22 protein-coding genes and 1 pseudogene are annotated in these 26175 nt (G+C 61.0%); 13 read left to right on the top strand and 10 right to left on the bottom strand.

Going from position 1 to position 26175, the window contains the following annotated elements; genetic code table 11:
- Positions 1-198: 198 nt before the first annotated feature.
- From ACODTZ_RS01370 to ACODTZ_RS01380, 3 genes are read left to right on the top strand one after another with little or no spacing between them, the layout of a single operon-like run.
- On the top strand, positions 199-1272 hold the full coding sequence (locus tag ACODTZ_RS01370) for an efflux RND transporter periplasmic adaptor subunit (protein ID WP_489023208.1): 1074 nt from the start codon (positions 199-201) through the stop codon (positions 1270-1272).
- Positions 1272-2348, top strand: coding sequence for an efflux RND transporter periplasmic adaptor subunit (locus ACODTZ_RS01375; RefSeq protein WP_489023210.1), 1077 nt, complete (start codon positions 1272-1274; stop codon positions 2346-2348). The genes ACODTZ_RS01370 and ACODTZ_RS01375 overlap by 1 nt, the downstream gene beginning before the upstream one ends.
- A complete protein-coding gene (locus tag ACODTZ_RS01380) occupies positions 2345-5428 on the top strand; it encodes an efflux RND transporter permease subunit (protein ID WP_489023211.1) in 3084 nt (1027 codons plus the stop codon). Before ACODTZ_RS01375 ends, ACODTZ_RS01380 begins: the two co-directional genes overlap by 4 nt.
- Here the strand turns inward: ACODTZ_RS01380 and ACODTZ_RS01385 are convergent, their stop codons facing one another.
- Together ACODTZ_RS01385 and ACODTZ_RS01390 are read right to left on the bottom strand one after the other, a co-directional pair.
- Positions 5429-6637: a TIGR03862 family flavoprotein gene (locus tag ACODTZ_RS01385; RefSeq protein ID WP_489023213.1), complete on the bottom strand. Its 1209-nt coding sequence runs from the start codon at positions 6635-6637 to the stop codon at positions 5429-5431.
- Between the two features lie 140 nt (positions 6638-6777).
- A complete protein-coding gene (locus tag ACODTZ_RS01390) occupies positions 6778-6981 on the bottom strand; it encodes a DUF2735 domain-containing protein (protein WP_047504555.1) in 204 nt (67 codons plus the stop codon).
- A 481-nt stretch (positions 6982-7462) separates the two neighbouring features.
- On the opposite strand from ACODTZ_RS01390, the gene ACODTZ_RS01395 reads away from it, so the two are divergent.
- From ACODTZ_RS01395 to ACODTZ_RS01420, 6 genes and pseudogenes are all read left to right on the top strand, one after another.
- Positions 7463-8503, top strand: a complete 1041-nt coding sequence (locus tag ACODTZ_RS01395; RefSeq protein ID WP_111560694.1) for a glutamine synthetase beta-grasp domain-containing protein — start codon at positions 7463-7465, stop codon at positions 8501-8503.
- 395 nt (positions 8504-8898) lie between these two features.
- Positions 8899-10713: pseudogene (locus ACODTZ_RS01400) on the top strand (AfsR/SARP family transcriptional regulator).
- A gap of 120 nt (positions 10714-10833) precedes the next feature.
- Positions 10834-10959: a hypothetical protein gene (locus tag ACODTZ_RS01405; RefSeq protein WP_280637067.1), complete on the top strand. Its 126-nt coding sequence runs from the start codon at positions 10834-10836 to the stop codon at positions 10957-10959.
- An 11-nt stretch (positions 10960-10970) separates the two neighbouring features.
- On the top strand, positions 10971-12227 hold the full coding sequence (locus ACODTZ_RS01410) for a YcaO-like family protein (RefSeq protein ID WP_489023216.1): 1257 nt from the start codon (positions 10971-10973) through the stop codon (positions 12225-12227).
- A complete protein-coding gene (locus tag ACODTZ_RS01415; RefSeq protein WP_489023218.1) occupies positions 12224-12967 on the top strand; it encodes a TfuA-like protein in 744 nt (247 codons plus the stop codon). Before ACODTZ_RS01410 ends, ACODTZ_RS01415 begins: the two co-directional genes overlap by 4 nt.
- A gap of 79 nt (positions 12968-13046) precedes the next feature.
- Positions 13047-13316, top strand: coding sequence for a hypothetical protein (locus ACODTZ_RS01420; RefSeq protein ID WP_018896781.1), 270 nt, complete (start codon positions 13047-13049; stop codon positions 13314-13316).
- 25 nt (positions 13317-13341) lie between these two features.
- Here the strand turns inward: ACODTZ_RS01420 and ACODTZ_RS01425 are convergent, their stop codons facing one another.
- From ACODTZ_RS01425 to ACODTZ_RS01450, 6 genes are all read right to left on the bottom strand, one after another.
- Positions 13342-13740 (bottom strand): helix-turn-helix domain-containing protein, encoded by a 399-nt coding sequence (locus ACODTZ_RS01425; RefSeq protein ID WP_018896782.1) that lies wholly within the window; start codon positions 13738-13740, stop codon positions 13342-13344.
- Positions 13741-13744: 4 nt separating this feature from the next.
- Positions 13745-13894 (bottom strand): hypothetical protein, encoded by a 150-nt coding sequence (locus ACODTZ_RS01430; RefSeq protein WP_162741282.1) that lies wholly within the window; start codon positions 13892-13894, stop codon positions 13745-13747.
- A 445-nt stretch (positions 13895-14339) separates the two neighbouring features.
- Positions 14340-14834, bottom strand: a complete 495-nt coding sequence (locus tag ACODTZ_RS01435; RefSeq protein WP_489023221.1) for a cupin domain-containing protein — start codon at positions 14832-14834, stop codon at positions 14340-14342.
- 54 nt (positions 14835-14888) lie between these two features.
- On the bottom strand, positions 14889-15218 hold the full coding sequence (locus ACODTZ_RS01440; protein WP_209235908.1) for a chaperone modulator CbpM: 330 nt from the start codon (positions 15216-15218) through the stop codon (positions 14889-14891).
- Positions 15219-15220: 2 nt separating this feature from the next.
- On the bottom strand, positions 15221-16138 hold the full coding sequence (locus ACODTZ_RS01445; RefSeq protein WP_489023223.1) for a DnaJ C-terminal domain-containing protein: 918 nt from the start codon (positions 16136-16138) through the stop codon (positions 15221-15223).
- 126 nt (positions 16139-16264) lie between these two features.
- The gene (locus tag ACODTZ_RS01450; RefSeq protein ID WP_489023224.1) at positions 16265-17065 is read right to left on the bottom strand and encodes an inositol monophosphatase family protein; all 801 of its coding nucleotides are present in this window, start codon (positions 17063-17065) and stop codon (positions 16265-16267) included.
- 215 nt (positions 17066-17280) lie between these two features.
- On the opposite strand from ACODTZ_RS01450, the gene ACODTZ_RS01455 reads away from it, so the two are divergent.
- The 3 genes from ACODTZ_RS01455 to ACODTZ_RS01465 all read left to right on the top strand — a co-directional run bounded on the left by ACODTZ_RS01455 (position 17281) and on the right by ACODTZ_RS01465 (position 21658).
- Positions 17281-18294, top strand: a complete 1014-nt coding sequence (locus ACODTZ_RS01455) for a LacI family DNA-binding transcriptional regulator (RefSeq protein WP_489023226.1) — start codon at positions 17281-17283, stop codon at positions 18292-18294.
- A gap of 115 nt (positions 18295-18409) precedes the next feature.
- Positions 18410-19294 (top strand): helix-turn-helix domain-containing protein, encoded by an 885-nt coding sequence (locus tag ACODTZ_RS01460; RefSeq protein ID WP_489023228.1) that lies wholly within the window; start codon positions 18410-18412, stop codon positions 19292-19294.
- Positions 19295-19465: 171 nt separating this feature from the next.
- Positions 19466-21658, top strand: coding sequence for a TonB-dependent siderophore receptor (locus tag ACODTZ_RS01465; RefSeq protein WP_489023230.1), 2193 nt, complete (start codon positions 19466-19468; stop codon positions 21656-21658).
- Positions 21659-21761: 103 nt separating this feature from the next.
- Here ACODTZ_RS01465 and ACODTZ_RS01470 read toward each other — a convergent pair whose 3' ends face one another.
- Complete coding sequence (locus ACODTZ_RS01470) at positions 21762-21908, bottom strand: hypothetical protein (protein WP_018896790.1); 147 nt, start codon at positions 21906-21908, stop codon at positions 21762-21764.
- Positions 21909-22191: 283 nt separating this feature from the next.
- Between ACODTZ_RS01470 and ACODTZ_RS01475 the strand changes: the two genes are divergently transcribed.
- The gene (locus ACODTZ_RS01475) at positions 22192-25134 is read left to right on the top strand and encodes a hybrid sensor histidine kinase/response regulator (protein ID WP_489023231.1); all 2943 of its coding nucleotides are present in this window, start codon (positions 22192-22194) and stop codon (positions 25132-25134) included.
- A gap of 65 nt (positions 25135-25199) precedes the next feature.
- On the opposite strand, the gene ACODTZ_RS01480 is transcribed toward ACODTZ_RS01475, so the two are convergent.
- Positions 25200-26141, bottom strand: coding sequence for a dihydrodipicolinate synthase family protein (locus ACODTZ_RS01480; protein WP_111560683.1), 942 nt, complete (start codon positions 26139-26141; stop codon positions 25200-25202).
- Positions 26142-26175 lie beyond the last annotated feature (34 nt).

Raw genomic sequence — 26175 nt, forward strand, 5'->3', positions numbered from 1 at the left:
GTTCAGCTGATATCGAACGCATACCGCCTTTTCGTGAAGCAGTGACGGCATGATGTCTATACCCGCGCGTTCGCGGCGGAGATAAGATTTTTAGGAGTGATTTCATGCTGTAGCCTTAGGCCATCCGCCGACGGGTCCGCAGCGCCTTTAAGGCCTACTCAGCTTGTGTCAGTTTTGGAATTCGGGGGAACTCCTAAGATGCACATCAAGACGTTCAGCCTGCTTCTTTTATGCCTTTCGTTCGTATCCTGCCAAAGAGAGGGCGGCGAGCCCGCCGAACTGACCATTCCCGTGCGTGCCGAGCCTGTCGCGCTTCAGGATTTCCGCTACAGCATCAAACTCACCGGCGAGATCGCCGCGCATATCGAATCCAACCTTTCGTTCCGCGTCAGCGGCAAGGTCACCGAGTGGACCGCCGATGTCGGCGCGCATGTGACCGCCGGACAGGTGATCGCGAGGGTGGATCCGCAGCAGCAGAAGGCCGATGTCGAGGCCGCGCAGGCAGCGCTCGTCGCCGCGCAGGCCGATGTCGAGCAGGCAACCTCGGAGTTCGAGCGGCGCAAGACGCTGCTCGCCAGCGGTTCGATCTCCAAGGAATCCTATGATCAGGCGGCAACGGCCCTCGATACATCAAAAGGTTCGCTCGATAACGCGAAGGCACAGCTCGGCACGACCCAGGATGCGCTCGGCTACACCGAGCTGAAGACGGATGCCGATGGCATCATTACCGCCCGTAACGTCGAGGTCGGTCAGGTGATGCAGGCGGCGCAGACGGCGTTCACCCTGGCGCAGGACGGGCCGCGCGACGCGGTGTTTTACATCTACGAGACGCTGCTGCAGTCGAAACCCGATACACCGAGGGTCGAGATTGCGCTGGTCAGCGATCCCAGTGTCACTGCCTTCGGCAAGGTCAGCGAAATCTCGCCGACGATCGATACCTCCACTGGCACCGTGCGCGTCAAGATCACGCTTGAGGAGACGCCTGCGAGGATGACGCTGGGCGCGCCGGTGACGGGCTTCGCTCAATCGGCACCGACGAAGATGATCATCCTGCCCTGGACGGCATTGTTTGCCATCGACGGCAAACCGGCGGTCTGGGTGATTGATCAGAAGGATGAAACCGTTAGCCTGAAGCCGGTCAAGGTCGCGACCTACGAGACCGGCCGCGTGATCATATCGGGCGGGCTCGATGTCGGCGAAATGGTCGTTACCGATGGAGGCAAGATGCTGCGGCCGGGACAGAAGGTGACGGTCGAAGGAGGGCAGAGCTGATGCGGCGGTCTTCTATCCCGAAGCTTCTTGTTATCCCGATGATCATCGCGCTCAGCGCATGCAGCGAAGAAAAGGAGACCGCTCCCCCGATACGGCCAGTCCTGTCGAGCATCATCGAGCTCTCGAACCTGCCGACGCCGAGCTTCGCCGGAACGGTTGCGCCGAAGACGGAGACGCCCCTCGGCTTTCGCGTCGGCGGCCTTATGGTGGCGCGCGATGTGAATGCGGGCGATGTCGTGACGAAGGGCGAGCTCCTGGCGTCACTTGAACCCACCTCGCTGGAGCTTGCGGTGAGATCGGCGCAGGCTGAGCTTGCCAATGCGCAGGCGCAGCTCGCCAATGCAAGGTCCTCCGAGGAGCGCGCCCGCGCGATTTTCCAAGGCGGAACGGGTACCAAGTCCAGCCTTGAGAGCAGCGTGCAGGCAACCCAGACCGCGCAATCGGCCGTGGTGCAGGCACAGACCGCGCTCGACAAGTCGAACGAGGATCTTTCCTACGCGCAGCTTCTCGCGACCTTCGACGGGGTCGTAACCGCCACCTCCGTCGAGGTGGGGCAGGTGGTATCGGCCGGCGAATCCGTGCTGACCGTCGCCATGCCAGGTGAGCGTGATGCGGTCATCGACATTCCCGAGGGCGAACTGATCCCCGCGATAGGGGATGCCTATTCCATCCTGCTGCAGATCAATCCGTCGATCACATCGGCGGGTGTCGTGCGCGAGGTGGCGCCGGCCGCCGATGCCGCGACCCGCACGCGCCGCGTCAAGATCGCGCTGCAGAACCCGCCCGACGCCTTCAGGATAGGAACAACGATCACGGCCATCCGGCAGGCTCGCGATATCAAAAAGCTGTTCCTGCCGGCTTCGGCAGTCCTCAATCAGGACGGCAAGACGCTGGTGTGGATCGTGGATGAGAAGGCCGAAACCGTTCGATCGCAGGAGGTGAAGCTACGCGACAAGACGTCGGCGCATCCGGAGGTCGTCTCGGGTCTGGAGCCGGGGACGCGCGTCGTCATCGCCGGCGTCCATAGCCTGAAAGAGGGGCAGAAGATCAAGGTCGAGGGTGGGGCGCGCTCATGAACAAGTTCAACCTCTCCGACTGGGCGCTCGAACACCGGTCGATGATCTGGTACTTCATGATCGTCTTCGCGCTGCTGGGGATTTTCTCCTACATGAACCTCGGGCGCGAGGAAGATCCAAACTTCACCATCAAGACGATGACGATCTCCACGCAGTGGCCCGGCGCTTCCGCCGAGGAGACGACGCGGCAGGTCACCGAGCGCATCGAGCGCAAGCTCGAGGAGCTGGACTCGCTCGACTATACCAACTCGCTGACGATCGCGGGCCAGACGACGGTGTTCGTCTACCTCAAGGATTCGACCAAGGCGCGCGACGTGCCGGGGATTTGGGTCGACGTTCGCAACATGATCAGCGATATCGAGGGGCAATTCCCCTCGGGCGTGCAGACGCCGACCTTCAACGATCGCTTCGGCGACGTTTTCGGCAACATCTACGCCTTCACTGCCGATGGGTTCACGCAGCGCCAGCTGCGGGATTATGTCGAGAGCGTGCGCCGCAGCATCCTGACTGTCCCGAATGTCGGGAAGGTCGATCTGGTCGGTGCGCAGGATGAGGTGATCTTCCTCGAATTCTCGACCCGCCAGCTCGCAGCCCTCGGCATCAGCCAGGCGGATGTGCTCAACACGTTGCAATCGCAGAACGCCATCACGCCATCGGGTGTGCTGCAGGCACAGGGCGAACGCGTCAGTCTGCGGGTCAGCGGCCAGTTCACCTCGGAAGACAGCCTGCGCAGCGTCAATCTGCAGGTGAACAACCGCTTCTTCCGGCTGAGCGATATCGCGACGATCACGCGCGGCTACACCGATCCACCCACCGCGCTCTTTCGGGTCAACGGCATGCCGGCAATCGCACTCGCCATCGGCATGAAGCAGGGCGCCAATCTGCTCGAGTTCGGCAAGGCGCTGCAGACCGAATTGCGCAAGGTGCATGCGACGCTGCCGATCGGCATCGAACCGCATCTCGTGGCCGACCAGCCCGTCATCGTCGAGGAGGCGGTGTCGGGGTTCACGCGGGCGCTGGCGGAAGCGATCATTATCGTGCTCCTGGTGAGCTTCGTCAGTCTCGGCTGGCGTGCGGGGCTGGTCGTCGCGTTTGCGATCCCGCTGACCTTGGCGATCACCTTTGTCTTCATGGAATATGACGGCATCTCGCTGCAGCGCATCTCGCTTGGCGCGCTGATCATCGCGCTCGGCTTGCTTGTCGATGACGCCATGATCGCCGTGGAAATGATGGTCGCGCGGCTCGAGGCTGGCGATCCGATCACCAAGGCTGCGACCTACGTCTACTCGCATACCGCCTTCCCGATGTTGACGGGAACCTTGGTCACCGTCTCGAGCTTCATGCCGGTCGGCCTCAACAACAGCGCGGCAGGCGAGTTCACCTTCTCGCTCTTCGTGGTCATTGCTGTGTCGCTGGTCGTGTCGTGGATCGTGGCGGTGGTGTTCGCGCCATTGCTCGGGGTGACCATCCTGCCCAAGACGATGAAGCGGCATGAGGAGAAGAGCGGTTGGTTCGCAAACGGCTTCGCGAAGATCCTCGATGTCTGCATGCGTTTCCGCTGGATCACCATCGCGGCGACGGTCATCGCCTTTGCCTGCGCGGTCTACGGGATGCGCTTCGTCCAGGAACAATTCTTCCCATCGTCCGACCGACTGGAGCTGATCGTCGATTTTGCGCTGCCCAACAACGCCTCGATCAGCGAAACCGACAAGCAGATGGCGCAGTTCGAGAAGGAGAAGCTGCAGGGCAATCCGGATATCGAGCGCTGGTCCACCTATGTCGGGCAGGGCGCGCAACGCTTCGTTCTGTCTTTCGACGTGCAGCCGGCGAGCCCGTCTTTCGGCCAGGTGGTGATCATCACCAAGAGCCTTGAAGTGCGCGACAAGCTTCGCGTGGATCTTCAGGAGTATCTTACCAAGACATTCGTCGGCACCGATGCCTATGTGAAGCTGCTCGACATCGGTCCGCCGGTCGGCCGCCCGGTTGCCTACCGCCTCAGCGGTCCTGATATCGAACAGGTCCGCCAGCGCGCGCTGGAACTCGGCGCGGTGATGAGTCAGAACCGGTCGCTTGGCGATGTGGTTTACGACTGGAACGAGCCGCAGCGTGTCGTGAAGGTCGATGTCCTCCAGGACAAGGCGCGCCAGCTTGGTGTCACCTCGGAGGATATCGCGTCGGCGTTGAACGGCATCGTTGGTGGTGCGTCGGTGACGCAGGTGCGCGATGATATCTACCTGATCACCGTTCTTGCGCGCGCTCAGGCATCCGAGCGGCGGTCGATCGAGACGCTGCGCGACCTGCAGCTGCGTACCAGCAATGGCAACTCCGTTCCCTTGGCGGCGATCGCGAATTTCCGCTACGAGACCGAGCCGCCACGAATCTGGCGCCGCGACCGTCTGCCGACCGTTACCCTCAAGGCCGCCGTCATCGACAACAAGCAGCCGGCGACGGTTGTCGATCAGCTGGCCAAGGATATCGATGCCTACACCGCCCAGCTGCCAACAGGCTTTACCGTCGAGGTGGGCGGCAGCGTGGAGCAGAGCGCCAAAAGCCAGGCGCCGATCGCCGCCGTGGTGCCGATGATGCTGTTTACGATGGCGACGATCCTGATGATCCAGCTTCAGAGCTTCTCTCGGCTGTTTCTAGTCTTCGCGGTCGCGCCTCTGGCGCTGATCGGCGTCGTGATCGCGCTTCTGTCGAGCGGCGCGCCGATGGGCTTCGTGGCGATCCTCGGCATCCTTGCCCTTATCGGCATCCTGATCCGCAACTCGGTGATCCTTGTCGTGCAGGTGGAGGAACTCAGGCGAGAGGGGCATCATCCCTGGGATGCGGTGCGGGAGGCGACGCAGCATCGAATGCGTCCGATCCTGCTGACGGCGGCGGCGGCGAGCCTTGCGCTCATCCCGATTTCACGCGAGGTGTTCTGGGGGCCGATGGCCTACGCCATGATGGGCGGCATCATCGTCGGCACGGTGCTGACACTGCTTTTCCTGCCCGCGCTCTATCTCGCCTGGTTCCGGATCAAGCGGCCGGAAGACGAGCATGCAAGGGAAGGAGAAGTGACTGGAAGCGCGGGTTGATCAGGCCCGCAGCCAGTCTGCAATTCCGCGCGCGGCGGCGCGACCGGTGGCGAAGCACGCGGTGAGCAGATAGCCACCCGTTGGGGCTTCCCAATCGATCATCTCACCGGCGACGAACAGGCCGGGGCGCTGCTTCAGCATGTAGTGCTCGTCGATCTCGTCCCATGCGACGCCGCCCGCCGATGAAATGGCTTCAGTGATCGGGCGCGGGGCGACGACGTGGATCCGCAGCGCCTTGATCAACCGCGCCAGCCGAGCGGGGTCGCGCAGATCGGCGTCATCGCCGCATTCGCGAACGAGGTTCGCCTTCACGCCATCGAGGCCGGCGCCTTTGCGCAGCCGGTTGGCGAGGCTCGTCTTGGCGTCTTGCTTCGCGAGATCGCGCTCGATCCGCTCCAGCGTCCGCCCGGGCATTAGGTCGACGATGAGTTCGGCAGGCTGTCCAGATGCCAGCGCGTCTCGCAATGCGGCTGCCTGGGCGTAGACCAGGCTACCCTCGATGCCGTGTTTGGTGACGACGAACTCTCCCTGCGTCGATCCCGCCGGCGAGGTCGCCACCACGGACTTGACCGCAGCGCCGGCGAAGCGCTCGCGAAACACCGCGCTCCAGTTGACATCGAAGCCGCAATTGGCCGGTTGGAAATCTTGAACCGCAATGGCCTCATTTCGCAACCAATCGACCCAGCGACCGTCCGAGCCAAGGCGCGGCCAGCTCTGGCCGCCGAGTGCGAGCAGGGTGGCATCGGGCTGCACGACGAGGTCGCCTTCGGGCGTCTGGAATAGATAGCCACCGTCGGAAAAGCCCTGCCAGCGGTGCCGCGTCCGGATTGTAACCCCCTGCGCGTCCAGCCGCCTGATCCACGCGCGCAACAAAGGCGATGCCTTCATCGCCACGGGGAAGACGCGTCCGGAGGTCCCGACGAAGGTCTCGGTCTCCAGATCGGCGGCCCATTGCCTGATGTCGTCAGGGCGAAAGGCGTCGAGCCCATCGCGCAGCCGATCGTTCGCGCTGCCGAAGCGCGTCGCAAAGCGTTGATAGTCTTCGGAATGGGTGATGTTGAGACCGGATTTTCCGGCGAGCAGGAATTTTCGAGCGACCGTCGGCATGGCCTCGTAGACCGTGACCCTATGCCCGGCTGAAGACAGGATCTCCGCCGCCATAAGCCCCGCCGGCCCACCGCCGATGATGGCTACCTCTTTGTCCGACATATATTCGCCCGCAATTAAATTCGCAGGCCCGTCATGACGCGTGCGCTCAATATACGCAACCCCGCCAAGGCGGAGCCGCATGCAATCACGTTAGATGCCGATGCAAACAGCGCGCACCAAGCCTCGCCGACAAGATGGCGTCAGTCCACGAAACGCGGGGTAAAGCGCGGCTGGGCCGAGGCTTCTTCCTCTTTCATGGCGTCTTCGTGGTACCAGCAGCTGTCGTAGACGCAGGGTTCCAGATCTTTTTCCAGGTCAACCTTCTGGCGAAGCGCCGATGAAGCGAAGCGCTTCGTCGGGAAAGCGTAAATCGTTGCCGACTCGTGATGCACACCAGTAACCATGTCATGCCTCCAAATTGAGTCCGCCCTAAAGCGTTAAGAGGGACAATAACACAGTTGCACAGAGAATGCGCTATTTGATTGAAAAAAGTGCAACAAATGTTTGAATCATGGGCAATCGCGATTTGAACAGCTTTATATCAGAAATTCACAGAATACATAAAATATGCAATTGCACAATAAATGATCATTGTGGCCGCTGTGCGGAAAAAATCGACCGCCGTCTTATTCATCTTTTTCCAGCGGAGTGTTCGATCAATAGGCAGCGTAACCGCTTGAGTCCACTGGCACTTCAGTGCCTGCTGCGATTGATGAGTGCCTGCCTGAACAGCACTTTAAAGGCGCCCTTCCGCGTGGTCGTTTCACCCCTCGTCGCGAACTGGCACGCTACATGCATACTCTTTGGCATCCCTCCACGGGCAAGGCGGCCTCGGCCTCCGCGTCCTTGGGACCTGCTGACACCTTTGTTTTGAGAGACTCGCAAATGACCAAGTATAAGCTCGAGTACATCTGGCTCGATGGATACACCCCGGTACCGAACCTTCGTGGCAAGACGCAGGTCAAGGAATTTGCAGAATTCCCGACGCTCGAGCAGCTGCCGCTCTGGGGCTTCGATGGCTCCTCCACGATGCAGGCCGAAGGCCGCAGCTCCGATTGCGTGCTGAAGCCCGTCGCCGTTTATCCGGACCCGGCTCGTACCAACGGCGTACTCGTCATGTGCGAAGTCATGATGCCTGATGGCGTTACCCCGCATGCTTCCAACGCCCGCGCAACCATCCTCGACGACGAAGATGCTTGGTTCGGCTTCGAGCAGGAATACTTCTTCTACGAAAACGGCCGTCCGCTCGGCTTCCCGGAGCAGGGCTACCCGGCTCCGCAGGGTCCTTATTACACCGGCGTTGGCTACTCGAATGTTGGCTCGATCGCACGCGAAATCGTCGAAGAGCATCTCGACCTCTGCCTCGCTGCCGGCATCAACCACGAAGGCATCAACGCCGAAGTGGCCAAGGGCCAGTGGGAATTCCAGATTTTCGGCAAGGGCTCGAAGCGCGCAGCTGACCAGATCTGGATGGCACGCTACCTGCTGCAGCGCCTGACTGAAAAGTACGGGATCGACATCGAGTATCATTGCAAGCCGCTCGGCGACACTGACTGGAACGGTTCGGGCATGCACTGCAACTTTTCGACCAAGTTCATGCGCGAAGTTGGCGGTAAGGCCTACTTCGAAGCTCTGATGGCCCAGTTCGACAAGAACCTGGAAGCTCATATCGCTGTCTACGGTCCTGACAACGACAAGCGTCTGACCGGCAAGCACGAGACTGCTCCGTGGAACAAGTTCTCCTACGGCGTTGCAGACCGTGGCGCTTCGATCCGCGTTCCGCACTCCTTCGTCAAGAACGACTACAAGGGTTACCTGGAAGATCGCCGCCCGAACTCGCAGGGTTGCCCTTACCAGATCGCTTCCCAGGTTCTGAAGACGATCTCGGAAGTTCCGACAGCTGGTTTCGCTTCGGCTGCCGCTTAAGCCAAATCCTGACTGATTGTGATGGCGCTGGTCGAAAGACCGGCGCCATTTCTTTTGGATCACGGCTGATGTGCCTCGCATTGGCACGGCGAGCGACGATGGTCGCGATTTCTTCCCGCCGATCTCGATTTTTCTAAACCCTGTTTGAGATCGCCATCGTCTAACGGTTGAAAAACTCAACCGAACGGCCGCATTCCTTTTGCGTTATAGTCTCTTTTCACTATACTTGTGTTGGATCATCCAAACGCGAGTTACCCTTGGTGTCAGTGGCTAAGCACAGCCTCCTGCTTCGCTTGCTCGGAAAGCCCGCGCTTTTCGCCAATGACGGCGAAATCGTGCTTCCGGAAAAAGCCTATCCGCTCCTGGCCTTCGTGGCTGCATCATCGCAGTTCTCGATGGAGCGCGAGACGTTGCGGGGCATGCTCTGGCAGTCCGATGTGTCGAAACAGCGCGCCGGCAGCCTTCGGCAGCTCCTTGCCCGCATCGATCGCAGCGTGCCGGAAGGCCTTCCCCGCCTGATCACCGCCACCAACACCCACATCACACTCAATGCCGAGCACTGGGCAACTGATGTCTTGCTGCTGCGCGATGCCACGCACCCGCTGGCGCGGAGCGATTGGGCCCTGCTTCAGGGTGAGCTGCTCGAAGGGTTCCGCGCGCCGACGATGGAAGCGGACGAGTGGGTCACGATCGAGCGCCGCCGCATCGCCGAATGCCGCGACGCGCATCTGATGACGCTGCTTGATTCGCCCGAAAAGCTGACGCTCGCCGATACCGTATTGCTAGCCGGGCTGCTTGTGGCCACGGATCCGGCGAACGAGGCGGCCTGCCGCGCGCTGATGAAGGCGCATGCGACGGCGGGCGATCTTGGCTCGGCGCGGCAAGCCTATTTCCGCTGCCGCAACGAATTGAAGGCTGAGTATGGTGCCGAGCCGGATGCGGCAACCCAGGCGCTCGCGCTGGAACTCGGCATCATTGCACCGGCGGCACCTGCCGTGTCGGAAACTGCCCCCGTTAGGCCCGCGACCGCCGACCCGGTTGGCCAGCCGCGCGTGCTCATCCTTCCGCCGGAAACGATGCTATCAGAGCCGCTGCTGCAGCGTGTCGGCAGAGCTTTGCTCGAGGATGTCACGATCGGCCTCAGCCAGCAGCGTGGCTTCAAGGTCATTGCGGCGCATACGAGCGTCGAGATTCTGAACCGCAGCCTCGCCAGCGGCGAACTGCAGCCCATGCCGCCGGAATTGCGTTTCGATTACACCGTCTATGTGACGATCCACGGCCGCGAGGACGAGATCTACGCGACCTGCAGGCTGACCAAGACCTCGACCGCCGAAGTGCTTTGGGCGATCGACCTGCCGCTTGCCATGCAGAAGGTCAACCAGTCCTTCGGCCAATTGGCGCGGCGCATCGTCATGACGCTCGCCGATACGATCGAGCGGCGCGAGCTGACGGATATGATGCATGATGTCTCGCCTTCGGCCTATCGGCTCTATCTCGAGGGCAAGCGGCTCGTATCGAAGACTGATCTGCAGCATCTACGGTAGGCGCGTAAATGGTTCAAGTCGGCGCTATCGAGACATGACCGCTTCTCCTCCGCCCATGCCGGAATGGCTCGCGTGTTGGGCATGGAATGGCTCGTTCGCGGCATGAAGGACACCGCACTTCTGGAAGAGGCCGATCGGTCGGCATGGCAGGCGCGCGACAGCGATCCGAACAGCGGACGAGCCATGCGCGAGCTCGGCTTCGTCGCGCTCTATCGCCGCCGCTTTGCCGATAGCCTCGATTTCTTCGCCGAAGCGCAGATGCTCAATCCGAATGACGCGGATATTCTGGCCGACCACGCGGATGCACTTTTGCACGACGGGCAAAGTGATCGGGCGCTGGAACTCAGCCACGCCGCGCTGAAGCTCAATCCGCTGCCGCCGGATTACTACTATTGGAACCTGGGCGGTATTCATTTCGTCCAGGAAAATTACGCCAAGGCGATCGAGGTGCTTGACCGCGTCAAGGACCGGCCGGCGACCTCGCGTCTGCTCGCTGCAGCGCATGCCAAGAACGGCGATAAGGCCACCGCAGCGCATTATGCCTCGGTTGTCCTCGAGAATTTTCCGGATTTTCGCACGGAAGATGTCTGGCGTTTCGTACCGGATCGCAACCCTGACGATACTCGCCAGCTGATAGACGGACTCAGGATGGCTGGCCTGTCCTGAAGTGCTACACATGGCGATTTTGGCCGTTAATTAGCGAAATTTCCAGTCACACCGGAATAACGCCGGCCGTTCACAGTCTCTCCTGTTCGCAGCAAATGCTGCCACCAAAAGGAGAAAACAATGACCAACGCAATCAAGTCCACCGTTCGCCTTTCCGCTGCTGCCCAGGCCGTCCTGAAGCAGAACGCCGTTCAGCTCGACACCAACGCGACCGCGAACATCGTTCACGCTCTGAAGTTCCGTTGAGGTTTTTGCGAATGTCTGTTCAGGCAGCACTCACGGATCTGGCTGGGGATCTAAGTCTTTCCGCGGCGGGCGTCAGCGCCTACCACGACCGCTCCCTGACGCCTGGACAGACATTCGCGGCGATCAAGCCGCACTTTGCCGAGCTTGGAATAACGCGCGTCGGCTTGTTGACGGCGCTCGATCTTCTTGAAATTCCGGTCGCCTTCGCGACCCGCCCGAACAGCTACACGCTGTCAGTCTTCCAGGGCAAAGGCATCGACGAGGACGCCGCGATGACCTCGGCTGCCATGGAAGCGGTCGAAACCCGCGTTGCCGAGATGCAGCCGGATGATCTGGTCATATCAACGCTCGCCGGCATGAAGGCTGAGCGCGCGCCGCTGATCGATCTCGATTCCGTTGCGCGCTGCGTGCCGTCGGATATCGATGCCGGCCCGCTCGCCTGGAGCGAAGGCCTCGACATCATGAACGACCAGCCGGTTTTCGTGCCGTGGTCGCTTGTCGGCCTCGACCATCGTGGCACGCGCCCTTCCGGATTCGAGCAGTCCAGCGACGGCCTGGCATCGGGCAATCGCCCTGCCGAAGCCGTGCTTCACGGCCTGTGCGAACTGGTCGAGCGCGACGCATGGGCGCTGACGCAGCTGCGCCCCTTCGATGAACTGCGCGGCTCGCGCATCGATCCGGCCGGCTTCGGCGATCCCGTCATCGACATCATCACCGACCGCATCGCCCGCGCCGGCATGCGGCTGCTGCTGCTCGACATGACGACCGATATCGGGGTGCCGAGCTTCCTCGCCGTCATCGTTCCCGGCGACCTCGGCGACCGCGTCGATGCGCGCTGGACGAATGTCTGTGGCGGCTGCGGTTGTCATCCCGATCCGGTCCGCGCAGCATTGCGCGCCATCACCGAGGCGGCGCAGAGCCGGTTGACGGCGATCGCCGGCAGCCGTGACGATTTCTCGCCGCGCGTCTACCAGCGCCTCGATGGCGACGGACCGATGCAGCAGCTGATCGAGCTCTGCGACGAGACGCCGGTCGCGCCGCGCTTTGCCGAGCCTGCCAAGCGCAGCATCCAGCAGACCATCCGTCATATTCTGGATCGGCTGCGCGCGCGCGGTATCGAGCAGGTCGTTGCCGTGCCGATCCCGCATCCGCGCCTTCCGGTCTCCGTCGTCCGCGTCATCGTGCCCGGCCTTGAGGTCGATGTCAGCGGCGAATTCATCCAACTTGGCTTGCGCGCGATCGGCGCCATGCAGGGAGCCCAGGCATGAGAGTAATTTTCGCAGGACCAAGCTTCGGCCGAGATCTCGACAGACTTCAGGCCGAGCATCCATCGATCGAGTTTCGGGGGCCCGCCGCTCGGGGCGATATCCTGCAGGCGGTGCGTGACGGCGCGCGCGCCATTGGCATCGTCGATGGCTATTTCGGCGAGATGCCGTCCGTCTGGCACAAGGAGATCCTCTTCGCGCTCGAGCAGAACGTCGTCGTCGCCGGCGGCGCCAGCATGGGTGCGCTCAGGGCGGCCGAGTGCTCGGCGTTCGGCATGGTCGGCATCGGCTCGATCTATGACGACTACGCCGATGGTCGGCTCATCGACGATGAGGCGGTTGCGCTGGTTCACGCGCCGGCCGAGCTGGGTTGGCTGCCGCTCTCTGTTCCGTGGGTCGATTATCAGCCGACTATCGACGCGCTGAATAGCCGGGGCCTGCTCCTGTCGGGCGAATACAAGAAGCTTCTGCTGGCGGGCCGGGCGCTGCATTTTTCCGAGCGGACCTACCCGAAGGCGGTGGAACGTTGCGCCTTCGACAACGCCGCGCGCGCCAAGGAAATCGTGCGTTTGATTCGCGCGAATAAGATCGAGCGCAAGCGCGCCGACGCCGGTATGGTTCTGGATTACCTCGAAAGCGTGAAATTCACCGCTGGAAAGCGCAGCTGGGGCTTCGCGGCAACGTCACACTGGGAGTTGCTGCATGCGGAAATCAGCACCCCGGTAACGCCTGTAACGCTCTAATAACGCCACGCCTGAATGATGGAAGCACTGGAGCCCCAAAGTGGTGTTTGGGGCATCTCAGAGAGGCGGAGCGGACGAGATGAACATTCAGACGATGGACGAGGGAAGCGGAAGCGAATATGCGAGGATATTCCGCTTGCTGTCGGCCGCCAAGGACGAAGCGCAGAAGCTCAAGTTGAACAACCTGACGCATCTGACGAACATGGCTCTGCTGCAGGTCGTCATCGATTGGGATGGAATCGACCCGGAGCGTGAGCTGGACGTGAATCTGGAAAAGCTGATCGGTACCAAGACGAAAGTGGCAATGAAAGACGCGCGAGAAAACCTCGTCGTCCTGGAGCGCCACTAATCGCGATGGTATCCGCGAAGCCGCTTTATTCGGCGGCTTCGCTTTCGATCTGCTCCATGCCGGCAATTGCCTGCACCAGCTTGACGATCTTCTTGCGAACCTGCTCGTTCTTGATCGACAGGAAGGCAGCGTTCAGGAGCACGCCGTCGCGCGATACGACGAATTCGTCGCTCGGGGTAGGATTGTCGTTGGCGTTGGCCGAAATATCTTCGAAGAATGAGCGGACGTCGACATCGAGCGCACCGGCGATTTCGACCAGCATGCTTGCCGAAACGCGGTTCGAGCCCTTCTCGTATTTCTGAATCTGCTGGAACGTGACGCCGACGCGATCACCCAGTTCGGTCTGCGAAACCTTGCGCATCAGGCGCTTGATGCGGATTGTCTTGCCTACATGGACGTCGACGGTATGCGGTGCTTCTTTCATGGCCTTATCCTTCTAACGCCAGTGCGGCGTGCTTATTATTCCCTGCGGCAACCTTACCAAGATATTTGAACGGATCAATTGTGCCGCCCATTTTTATTCCCGCCAACTCATGTGCCTGAAGACCCTGACTTTCAACTGAAAACAGCCCTTGCATCAGCAAATTTGTGCGGCGTCGAATGCAATCATAAGTAAGTATTCCAGTTCATTTTGACCAAACGGGGCTTATATACATCCTCCGGTAGATAATTCGCCGGAATTTGAGATTAGCATCGAAGGCCATGCTATCCGCCAGAAAGGGCATTTTGAGGTCTTTTCCGGGCGGTAACAAAACGGTGTACGCGCCGGATTGAGGATTGGATTAGTAGCTGCTGAACTTATTGTTGTGGTCTGCATTTGTTCGCGCCTGGTAGCCAAAAGCCTTGCTGTGCAAGGCCTTTGACGTAAGGTGCCGGATAGTAACATGAATCCGGCTGTCGTTTTGTCGTGATTTTCGTGCTCGGGTGCCGATATCAGGTGCTCCTGGTGGCAAGGAATTATTCGAAGCGAATTTCGGATGCCGTCGCTGATCAATTCTTCATTAGCACACTACCGAGAGTGGATTATTTGTGTATCGGATCGATCCACCGAACGTCCTCAGGCTTTTCAACCGGTTCAATATCGAGATTGACCACCACGGGCTCCTGTCCGGACCGAACGAGCACGCATTCCAGCGTCTCGTTTTGGCTCGCATTGATCTCTTGATGCGGCACGTAAGGCGGCACGAAAATGAAATCGCCGGGCCCGGCCTCGGCGGTAAATTCGAGATTGTCGCCCCAGCGCATGCGCGCCTTGCCCTTCACGACATAGATGATGCTTTCAAGGTCGCCATGATGATGCGCTCCGGTCTTTGCGTTGGCGTGGATCGTGACCTTACCGGCCCAGATCTTCTCAGCGCCGGCGCGGGCATTGTTGATCGCCGTCGCGCGGTTCATGCCTGGGGTCTGCGCTGTATTAGGGTCGAGCGCATTACCCGGGATGACCTTCACGCCGTGCTCGCGCCAGTCGATGGGTTGATGCGAATGATCGCCGTCGTGGGAGCCGTGATCGTTGCTCAAGTCGGGTCTCCTTCCCTTGTCAGGTCGCTTATGTGGCCCGCAAGCCGGAGCCGCTCAGCCTGCTCGCGTGGAAAGCGCGTCAAGCTTGTGGCGCAGCCGGCGGCGGACGTCGTCGTCCTGCTGCTCCATGGCGCCGAGCATGTCGCGGACAGTGCCGCGCAGCCCGTGTATCTGGTCGACGAGATCCATGATCAGATCGACGCCGGCTTCGTTGACGCCCATATCGCGGGTGAGGTCGAGGATCAGCCGCGCCCGCGCGACATCGTCGTCACGGAACTCGCGGTCGCCGTCATGCGCTTCGGGGATCAGCCAGCCCTGCTCGATCCACACGTCGACCACGGTCACGTCGATCTTCAGGGTTCGGCGGAATTCAAGATCATTCATGGCTACTCCTCCATGCCTTTTCTCGGATTCTGCGGATTGGCCGGCGTCCACTCGCTCATGAATTCGGCAAGCTTCGGATCCGGCTCATCCGGCAAGACGACTTTCAGCGACACATAGATATCGCCGGCGCCGCCACCGCGCTTCGGCGCGCCCTTGCCCTTCAAGCGCAAGACCTTGCCGGTGCTGGAATTCGCGGGCAGCGTCAGATTGACCGCGCCCGATGGCGTCGGCACACGTACCTTGCCGCCGAGCACCGCCTCGGGCAGTGATATCGGCAGATCGATGCGTATATCGTCGCCATCGCGAACATAGAATTTGTGCGGACGAACGCGGATCTCCACTAGCGCGTCTCCTGGCGGGCCGCCGCCGATCCCCGGCTCACCCTTGCCCTTCAGGCGCAGCGTCTGGCCGTCACGGGTTCCGGCCGGGATCTGCAAGTCGAGTGCCGGGCCATCCGGCAGGCGTATCTGCGTCTTGGTGCCGTTGATGGCGTCGAGAAAATCGACCTCCATCGAATATTGGCGGTTCTGCCCCTGCGAACGGAACTGCCCGCCGCCGCGTCCGCGCCCGGAGAAGAAGCTTGAGAATATGTCGTCGCTGTCGCCGAAGTCGGCGAAGCCGGCATTGTTCTGGTAGCGGCTGCCGGCGCCGGCCTGTGAGGCGTAGTCGCGATAATAGTTGCGCTGCGCCTGCTCGGCGCCGGTCATGTCGATCTCGCCTCTATCGAAGCGCTTGCGCTTGTCCTCGTCGCCGACGATCTCGTAAGCGGCGGAGATTTCCTTGAAACGGTCTTCGGCCTGCTTGTCGCCGGGGTTCAGGTCGGGGTGCAGTTTCTTGGCGAGCTTGCGGAACGCGCTCTGGATCTCTTTTTGCGTAGCGTCCTTCTTGACGCCCAGAAGCTCGTACGGATCTCGGCTCATACATGTCTCCGTTCAGCCGGCGCGGATCGCCGGCATTCTTTGACATATATATAGGTTGCAAAATCGCGCGGGACGAGAGGCGCGATGTCGCTCCTGTTCTCAAGCCCGCCGCCGAGGCGAGCGTACCTAGACGCCGGCGATTTTGCGGAGATCGTCGATCGCGCCGGGTCCCGCCGCGAGCACCTTGGCACCCTTGGTCAATCCCTCCCCATTGGTCGGGAAGGGATGGAACCAGCCGCCGGCTTCCTTGACAAGGCAATATCCGGCCAGGCAGTCCCAGGCATGCATGTAGGGCTCGTAATATCCGACGAGGCGGCCAGCGGCGACATAGGCGAGCATGAGCGCGCCGGAGCCGTTGCGAATGAAATTGCCGCCCGCTTCCAGCAGCTCCTCGACCATCTTGGCGACAGTGGCTGGCGAAACATGGCTGTTCGCGCCGATGCCGGTCACCGCGTTGCGGATAGTGCGTTCAGGGCTGAGCTCGAGCCTCTTGCCGTTCAAGGTGGCGCCCATGCCGAGGGCAGCGGCGTAGAGCTCATCATGACAAGGCGAGGCAATGACGCCGACGACAGGCACGTCGTCATGCAGCAGGCCGATCGAGACGCACCAGTTCGGCATGCCGTTGACGAAGGGGCTGGTGCCGTCGATCGGATCGATTACCCAGGTGAAGCCCGACGTACCTAGTGTCAGGCCATATTCTTCGCCGAGAACGCCATCTCCGGGATAGGCTTCCGCGAACCGCGCGCGGATCAGGTTCTCGACCTTCCGGTCGGCGATCGACACGACGTCCTGGGGATCGCGCTTCGTCTCGATCACGAGCGTGTCGCGGCGCTTGAAATAGTCGAGCGCCACGGCGCCTGCCTCGCGGGCAACGGCCTCGGCTAGGGCCAGACGTGCTTCAAGCCCTGGAATAACGCGCAATGTCATCGCAACATGTCCTTTATCGGAAACGATGGCTGGATACAGCCGCTGAAAGTCGCGCTCGCAAGCCGCTTGGGGCACTATTGCAAGCGCGTGCAAAACGAACACTTCGCCGCGCGCGATGTCAATATTCGTCATGAAAACTTCATATTGGCTGAGGTCGTTACGGATTGCACGCAAGTGCAACTCGATGCAAAGGTGCGTGCAACAAAAGGATTGCCATGCCGTCTAAATTATTCGTCAGCGCGCAGGAAGTTGCCGAGAGGGCAGGGGTATCGCGTTCCGCCGTATCGCGAACCTTCACGCCCGGAGCCAGCGTATCCGCTGATACCCGCAGGCGCGTGCTGGAGGCGGCCGAGGCGCTTGGCTATCACGTCAATCATCTGGCGCGTGGCCTGATGCGCAACGAGAGCGGCATCGTGTGCCTGATCGTGTCCGATGTCGCGACGCCCTATCGCTCGGCGCTTTTGCGGGAACTGACCATCCAGTTGCAGAATGCCGGCAAGGTCGCGATGTTCGTCAATACCGATCGTTCGGATGGCAGCGTCGACCGCGCGTTGCAGCAGGCGATCCGCTACCGGGCCGATGCGTCGATCATTCTTTCCGGCCTACCGGACAAGTCGATCACCCAACTTTGCCTGCGCAGCGGCCAGCGCCTTGTGCTGATCAACCGCGATGACGACCAGCCCGGTCCGTTGAAGATCAATCTCGACGACTATGAGTCCGGCGGCAGGATCGCGACTGCATTCGTGCGCGCGGGGTGCAAGACGCTCGCCTTCGCGAACTCCGAAGCGGGGACTCCGAGCCTGATGGGTCGCGAGCGCGGCTTTATCGCCGCCGCCACGAAGCTTGGTCTCGAGGTCGTCGTCGAGCGCTATGGATCGACGGGGTACGAGGCAGGCCGGGTGCTGGCGCAGCGCATGCTGACGCGCGCCGAGCGGCCGGATGGCGTGTTCTGCGCGACCGATCTGCTCGCCTGCGGTTTCATGGATGCCGCGCGCCACCAGTTCGGGCTGTCGATCCCGGATCAGCTGTGCGTTGCCGGCTTCGACGATATCGAGCAGGCGTCGTGGTCGTCCTTCAATCTCACGACTTTCGCGCAGCCGGTCATTGCGATCGCCACGCAGGCGGTAAAGTGGCTTGCCACCGGTGGCCATGAGGAAGAGCCGGAAGAAGCTCATTCTGTCCGCTTGAAAGCCGAACTGATCTGGCGCGGGTCCATCCGCAAGGGCTGATCGAGGTCGTACGGCCAGCATGCCCTAAAATATGGGGGCTTTTTCAGCGCAGGATTGCGTTATATCAGCGCTTGCCTTAAACTTGAGTTTACTAAGAAGGTATAGTGCGCCATCCATGACATTTCAACCCCGCATGCAAAACAAGATCGAAGGCTTCTCCGTCGTCGGTGGCCTTCACAGGCGATCCTGGAATGGCATCGTTGCGGATGTTTGGGATGTGGAATGCGCGCCTTATGCCGGTGGCTATTATGTGTCCAATGATCCCAGGCTTTTCATCCTGCTCGATATGAATGGCGCCGGCCGATCGACGATGAAGCTGAGCTCGAAAGGCGCGGGCGCCGCGGAAGAGGACGAGAACCAGCCGATTTCCTATGTGCCTGCGGGAATGGAGCTCTGGGCTAACCTGAAGAATGTCCAGTTTCTTCGTCATCTCGATCTGCATTTCGACGCCGAGATCGTGGCGCGCCGATTGATGGAGGAGCTCGATCCCGATCGGCTGACGAGCCCACGCTTGCTGTTTTCCGACGAGCGCGTGCTGACGCTGTCGCGCATGATCGCGGCCGAATGCATGAATCCGGCGCCGCTGCACGATCTCTATGGCGACGGTCTGGCACTGGCGCTGATCATCGACGTCATGAAGCTTGGGAAAAGCGAGGTCCGCAAGCGCAGCAAGCTCGCTTCATGGCAGCTGCGCAAGGCAACGGATTTCATCACCGACAACTGCATGCGCAATATCCGGCTGGAGGAGCTTGCGACGCTGGCCGGGCTCTCGCAATCCCACTTCAGCCACGCCTTCAAGGCCTCCACCGGCATGGCGCCGCATCAGTGGCAGATGAACGCCCGGCTGGAGCGCGCCAAAGAGCTTCTGCTGCACGGCGATCAGCCGCTCATGGTCATCGCCGCCGAGACCGGCTTCTCGGATCAGGCGCATTTCACGCGCGTCTTCCGCAAGAACATCGGCACGACGCCCGCCACCTGGAAGAAAGCGCGCGTTGCCTGAACGACACACGATGTGAGCGTTTGGCTGCGTGTTGAAAAATTGCCCAAAAACATTCAATTCGTCCGGGATCGCGACAAGCTGGGCCGTTAAAATTGAGTTAATCACTCATCTTATTCGTGATGTTGGCCGGGCCGTTGGGATGACGGTGGCGTGAGTAGGGTGACGACAAATATGGGTACGAGAGCAGATCGAGTGATCTTCAAGGCAAAGCTTTTGGCGGGAGTCGCCATCTTCGGCGCGAGCGCCACATTCGCGGTGGCGCAGGATGCGACCGAGCTGAAACCGGTTGTTATCCAGGGTGCAGGCAATTCGGCGGCCGAAGGCGCCAGCGAGGCGACCGGCCCCGTGAAGGGCTATGTGGCCAAGAAGAGCACGGCGGGCTCGAAGACGGATACCCCAATCAACGAAATACCGCAGTCCGTCTCCGTCGTCGGTCGCCAGGAGCTAGATGATCGCGCTGTCGTCAACAAGGTCGATGAGGCCCTGCGTTACACGGCGGGCGTCGCCACGCAGACCTTCGGCACCGATCCGGATACCGACTGGTTCTACATTCGTGGTTTCGACGCCGGGCAGAGCGGTGTTTATCTCGATGGCCTCAACCTGTTTTCCTATGGTTTCGGCAACTTCCAGATCGACCCCTTCATGCTGGAGCGCGTCGATATCCTGAAGGGACCGGCTTCGGTTCTTTACGGCGGCGCCAATGCCGGCGGTATCATCGACATGATTAGAAAACGCCCGACCGACGATCCGCTATATTACACCGAGATCGGCATCAACTCGAACGGCAACGCGTTTACCGGCTTCGACGTCTCCGACAAGGTCGGGTCGAGCGACACGATGACCTATCGCCTGACCGGCAAGATCGCTGGCGGTGATGGCTATACCGACTACACGCATGACCTGCGCGGCTTCATCATGCCGCAGCTCACCATCTCGCCGGATGATACGACGAGCCTGACCGTCTGGGCCTATGCCGGTGGTCTCGATCAGGTTCACACGGGCAATGGCTTCCTGCCTTACGAAGGCACGGTCGTTGACCGGCCGGGTATCGGCAAGATTTCGCGCCGCTTCTTCCCCGGCGAGCCGGATTTGGATACCGGACGTTACGATCAGCAGATGATCGGCTACGAATTCGAGCACGAGTTCGAAGGCGGTTGGAAATACTCATCGAATGCCCGCTACGGCCATCTCGATAAATATGAGTACCTTGTCTATCCCTCGCTCTATGCCAGCCAGACGGAACTCCAGCGCCTGAACTTCGAGGGCGACACCGGGGTCAATACATTGGCCTGGGATAATCGGATTGAAAACACGTTCGACCTCGGTGCCACTGAGCACAAGGTGATGGTTGGTGTTGATTACCGGCTGTACCGCATCGACAACGTGCAGAATTCCGTCTTCGGCGCCGGCTACCCGGTCCAGCCCTACAACGGCAATCTTGACGTGCTGAACCCGATCTATGGCCAGCCCCAGCCGACGCCCGGAGCGCTTTACAGCGAAGACGTCACCATGAACCAGCTGGGCGTCTATGCTCAGGATCAAATCCATTTCGGCGATGGCTGGCTGGCAACGCTCAACGGCCGCTACGATTACGTCAACACCGACTTCACCGACCGCCTGGATGCTTCCAAGAGCTTCGACAAATCCGACGGCGCCTGGAGCGGTCGCGCCGGTCTCGCTTACGAGTTCGACAACGGCCTGACGCCTTATGTCAGCGCCGCGACCTTCTTCAACCCGCTCGTCGGCCGTGGCGGACACGGACCGCTGAAGCCGGAAGAGGGCGAACAGTATGAAGCCGGTATCAAGTATGAGCCGACCTTCATGGATGCGTCCTTCACCGCCTCCGTCTTCCACATCAACAAGCGCAACAACTCTGTTTCGATCCCGGTCGCGCCGTGGACGGACCAGCTCGGCGAAGTGGAATCGAAGGGCTTCGAGCTTGAGGCCAAGGTCAATATCGACGATAACTGGAAGCTGCTCGGCGCCTTCGCAGCAACCGATGTCACCGTCATCCAGAATGATCCGAACCCCGGCCTGATCGGCAAGACGCCTTATGTCGTTCCCGACTACACAGCGTCCATGTGGGTCGATTACACCGTGACGAATGGCCCGCTCGAGGGCCTCAGCCTCGGCGCCGGCGTTCGCCACAAGGGCCGTTCCTGGGCGGATGAAGCCAACACGCTTCGGGTCCCAGAATCGACTGTGTTCGATGCGGCGATCCGCTACGAAAAGGAAAACTGGACGGCATCGCTCAACGTCGCCAACCTGTTCGACAAGGAATATGTCGAGGCTTGCCGCACCAACGGCGCCTGCGGCTACGGCGATGCGCGAACCTTCACCTTCAAGCTTGCTAAGAAGTGGTAAGCTGACCGTACTTGCGACTACGGCTGGAGGGCGATTTGCTTCGCTCCCCAGCCGTTGTCGTTTAGTGCGGTCGAAACTTAAATGCGACTTGCGGGCGGCCTGATCAGCCAGCCAGTGTGAAATAAATCCAGGCCGCGACAAAGGCAGCGATCACCACGACGATCGAGATCAGCTTGCGCAGCCATGGGCGTGGCGGCTTCGGGGTCTTCTGCGGCGCGGGCTTGCGGAACTGGATGACGTTATCGCTCATCTCGCCTGTTTCCTCGTTCTAACGGACGACATCATGCTCCCATAGCAGCGTCAACCTAAATCAAAAAGCCGGCGATCGCGCCGCATGTCTTTTTTCTTCTTATGGCAACCGAAGTGCAACTCCAGCGGCCGTCATATCAGCTTCTACATTTTGCGGTTTTCCGGCACGTGTCAGCGCCAGCATATTATGTCTGCCGGGGTGTTTGTTCTCGCCCCAGCGCCATGGACAGGGCCATTCCTGTCCCCTATGAAACAAGAGAATTTCTGGTTCATTTGGTGGCTTTATGACTTATCAGTTCACGTCCGGCCATTGGCCCATCGGCGGCGGCGAGACCGGAGAACTTGTTCGCCGTTTCGATTGGGCGGCAACCTCGCTTGGCCCGATCAGCGCGTGGCCGCAGAACCTGAGAATCAAGGTCAATTCCATCGTCAATTCGCCCATCCCGCAGGTGCTGATGTGGGGCGATGATCATGTGATGATCTATAACGACGGCTACGTCGAAATTGCCGGCAATTATCATCCGCGCGCGCTTGGCGCGACGGTCCCCGGGATATGGCCGGAGATCTGGGACTGGAACAGCAAGATTCTCGAGGCCGGCTTTCGCGGTGAGGTCCAGTCCTACCGCGACCAGAAGATGGTCCTGCATCGCCACGGCGTGCCTGAGGAAGTCGTCTTCGACCTGTTCTACACGCCGATCTACGACGACGACGGCAAGGTGAACGGCGTTCTCTGCACCGTGCTTGAAAACACCGACAAGGTGAAAGCGGTGGCTGAGCTCGCGGAAAGCCGCGAGGAGCTGAAACGGCTGACGGATGCGCTCCCCATCCTCGTCGGTTTCATCGATCGCGGCCATATCTACCGCTTTGCCAACCAGGGCTACATGGAATGGTTCGGCCTGGATGCTGCCGATGTCGTCGGCAAGCATGTGTCCGAGGTGATCGGCCAGGCGAGCTACCAGACACGTCTTCCGCTTGTCGAGCAGGCGATGGCCGGCGACCGCATCATCACCGACACGTCGATCGTCCGGCCTGATGGAACCGACCGTAACGTCGAGATACGCTATGTGCCCCGACGAACATCGGGCGGCGATGTCGAAGGCATCTACGTGGTGATGATCGACATCGAGGATCGCAAACGTTCCGAAGTCGCCCTGCAGCGGAGCAACGGCCGCTTCCGCGCGGCGGTGAACGCCGTTCACGGGGTGATCTGGACGAACGCCGCCGACGGACGCATGCTCGGCGAACAGCCGGCATGGTCGGCGCTGACGGGGCAACCCTTCGAGAGCTACCAGGGTTATGGCTGGGCGGATGCCGTTCACCCGGATGATCAGGATGGCTCGGTCGAAAGCTGGAAGGCGGCGGTTGCCGCGAAAGCGACCTATGTCCATGAGCACAGGGTTCGGCGCGCCGATGGCGTCTACAGGACGTTTGCCATTCGCGGCGTTCCGATCTTCGACGCTTCGGGCGAGATCGAAGAATGGGTCGGCGTTCACACCGATATCACTGAACAGCGCGAGGCCGAGGCCAGCCTTCAGGAACACGCCACCAGCCTCGAACGGCAGGTGCGCCACCGCGTGCGGGCCGAAGAGCAGCTACGACAGCTCAACGAAAGCCTCGAGGCGCGCGTTGAGGCCGAAATCGCCGAGCGCCATCAGACCGAGCGCGCGCTGCAGCAGGCGCAGAAGATGGAAGCGATCGGCCAGCTGACGGGCGGTGTGGCCCACGATTTCAACAATCTCCTCCAGGTTGTCTCTGGCAACCTGCAGCTCCTGTCCAAGGATCTGATGGGCAACGAGCGGGCGGAGCGCCGATTGGCGAACGCGCTGGCCGGCGTCAATCGCGGCGCGAAGCTCGCAAGCCAGCTGCTCGCTTTCGGCCGCCGGCAGGCGCTCGAACCTCGGGTGATCAATATCGCCCGCTTCATCGGCGGAATGGACGATCTGTTGCGGCGTTCGCTGGGCGAAGCGGTCGAGATCGAAGTTATCACCAGTGGCGGGCTGTGGAACACCTATGCCGACCCCACGCAGGTGGAAAACGCACTGCTCAACCTCGCGATCAACGCGCGCGACGCGATGAGCGGTTCCGGCAAGCTGACGATCGAGATGGGCAACGCGGCGCTCGACCAGGAATATGCGCGCAGCCATCAGGAGGTCATGCCCGGCCAGTACGTGATGCTCGCGGTCACCGATACCGGCACGGGCATGTCGCCTGATATCTTGAACAAGGTGTTCGAGCCGTTCTTCTCGACCAAGCCAGAGGGCAAGGGAACCGGGCTCGGACTGTCCATGGTCTATGGCTTCGTCAAGCAGTCGGGCGGACATGTGAAGATCTACAGCGAAGTGGATCAGGGAACGACGGTGCGCATCTATCTGCCGCGTTCCGTCGCCGACGAGGACCGTGAAGTGACCGTGCATGGCGGGCCGGTGGTCGGCGGCACGGAGACGGTGCTTGTGGTCGAGGATGACGAGGAAGTCCGCGCGATCGTCGTCGAGACGCTGTCCGATCTCGGCTATAGCGTATTGACCGCCAAGGACGCGCAGGCCGGACTTAATGTCATCGAAAGCGGCATGCAGATCGACGTGATCTTCACCGACGTCGTCATGCCCGGACCGCTGAAGAGCAGCGAGATGGCGCGGCGTGCGAAGGAGCGGCTGCCCGGTGTCGCCGTGCTCTTCACGTCAGGCTATACGGAAAACTCGATCGTTCACGGCGGAAGGCTCGACCCGGGCGTCGAGCTGCTGTCCAAGCCCTATACGAGAGAAGCGCTGGCACGCCGGCTTCGCCACGTGATCGCGAACCAGAAGCAGGTCAGCCATGCCTCCTCGCCGCGCAACGCGGCACCGATCGATCAGCCCGTTACGGCGGTGGGTCCGCGCATTTTGCTGGTCGAGGACGATTTCCTGATCCGTTCCAATACGGCGGAAATGCTGCTCGATCTGGGGCATCAGGTGACGGAAGCGGCGGATGGCGCGGAGGCGCTGGAGTTCCTGCAGGCTAACGAGATCGACGTGCTGGTCGCGGATATCGGCTTGCCCGATATCAACGGTATCGACCTTGCCATTGCTGTGCTTCGCCAGCAGGCCGACGTCGCCGTCGTGTTCGCGACGGGCGAACACAGTCTGCCGGCGGGAGCGCCCACCAAAGCCTTCCTGCTCAGGAAGCCCTATTCTGAGACGGAGCTGAAATCGGCTGTCGAGCGGGCCTGGGCAACCAAGCGTCAAACGTAGCCCGATCCAGATAACAATTACGCCGGCCAAAGGATTGGCCGGCGTATATGCTGTTGTCGTAAAGCTCAGGCAGCCTTCGGGTAGCGCGAAGCGTACCAGTTGCGGAAGAGTTCGTACTGCTTCTCGAGATGGCGGCGCTGCGAGGCGCTGAGCTTGTCGCTCTCGTTGAAGTGCAGCGAATAGCGATCGTCGCCGTTCAGCACCAAGAGATACTTGTAGTGCAGCACGAGATCCGGGCCTTCGTCGTAGGTCGAGAGCACCATCAGTGCTTCTTCCAGTTCGCGCGCATCGCGGCGTGCCTGGGCGTCGCCCTTGGCGGCCTTTTCGCAGAGCGAGACGAGGTGCAGAACTTCTTTGGGAAGCGCGTTACCGATGCCGGTGATCGCGCCGCCGGCGCCGCAGTTGACGAAGCCGTGGTAGACGCCGGTGTCGACGCCGACCATCAGGGTCAGCGCGTCATCGCCGGCGGTGATGTTTTCGGCCGCATAGGTCATATCCGCCTTGCCGCCGAACTCCTTGAAGCCGACAAGGTTGGAGAAGCGCGAGCGCAGGTCGAAGAACAGGTCGGCGCGGGTCGCGAAACCGTAGTAGGGGCTGTTGTAGATGACGGCGGGCAGGTCCTTGCCGGCGGCAAGAACGGCCGAGAAGTGATCACGCTGTGCTGCGACGGATGAGCCGCGCGACAGGACGCGCGGAATGACCATCAGGCCCTTGGCGCCGACCTTGGCGGCGTGCGCGGCATGGCTGACGGCCGACTGCGTGTTGATCGCGCCGGTGCCGACGACAACAGGAACACCGGCTTCGGCCAGACGCTTGACGCCTTCCTGGCGCTGTTCGTCGGTCAGAAGCGGCCAATCGCCCATCGAGCCGCAATAGACGACGCCCGACATGCCGGCCGCGACGAGTTCCTTACCCTTTTCCACAAGCGCGTCGAAATTCGGGCTGCGGTCGGGATTGCATGGCGTCATCAGCGCCGGGATGCAACCTTTGAAAACTGAATCAGCCATCTGTTTTTCCTCTTTGATTGCCGAACGAGGGCTA

The sequence above is a fragment of the Rhizobium sp. FG113 genome, from assembly GCF_057809895.1.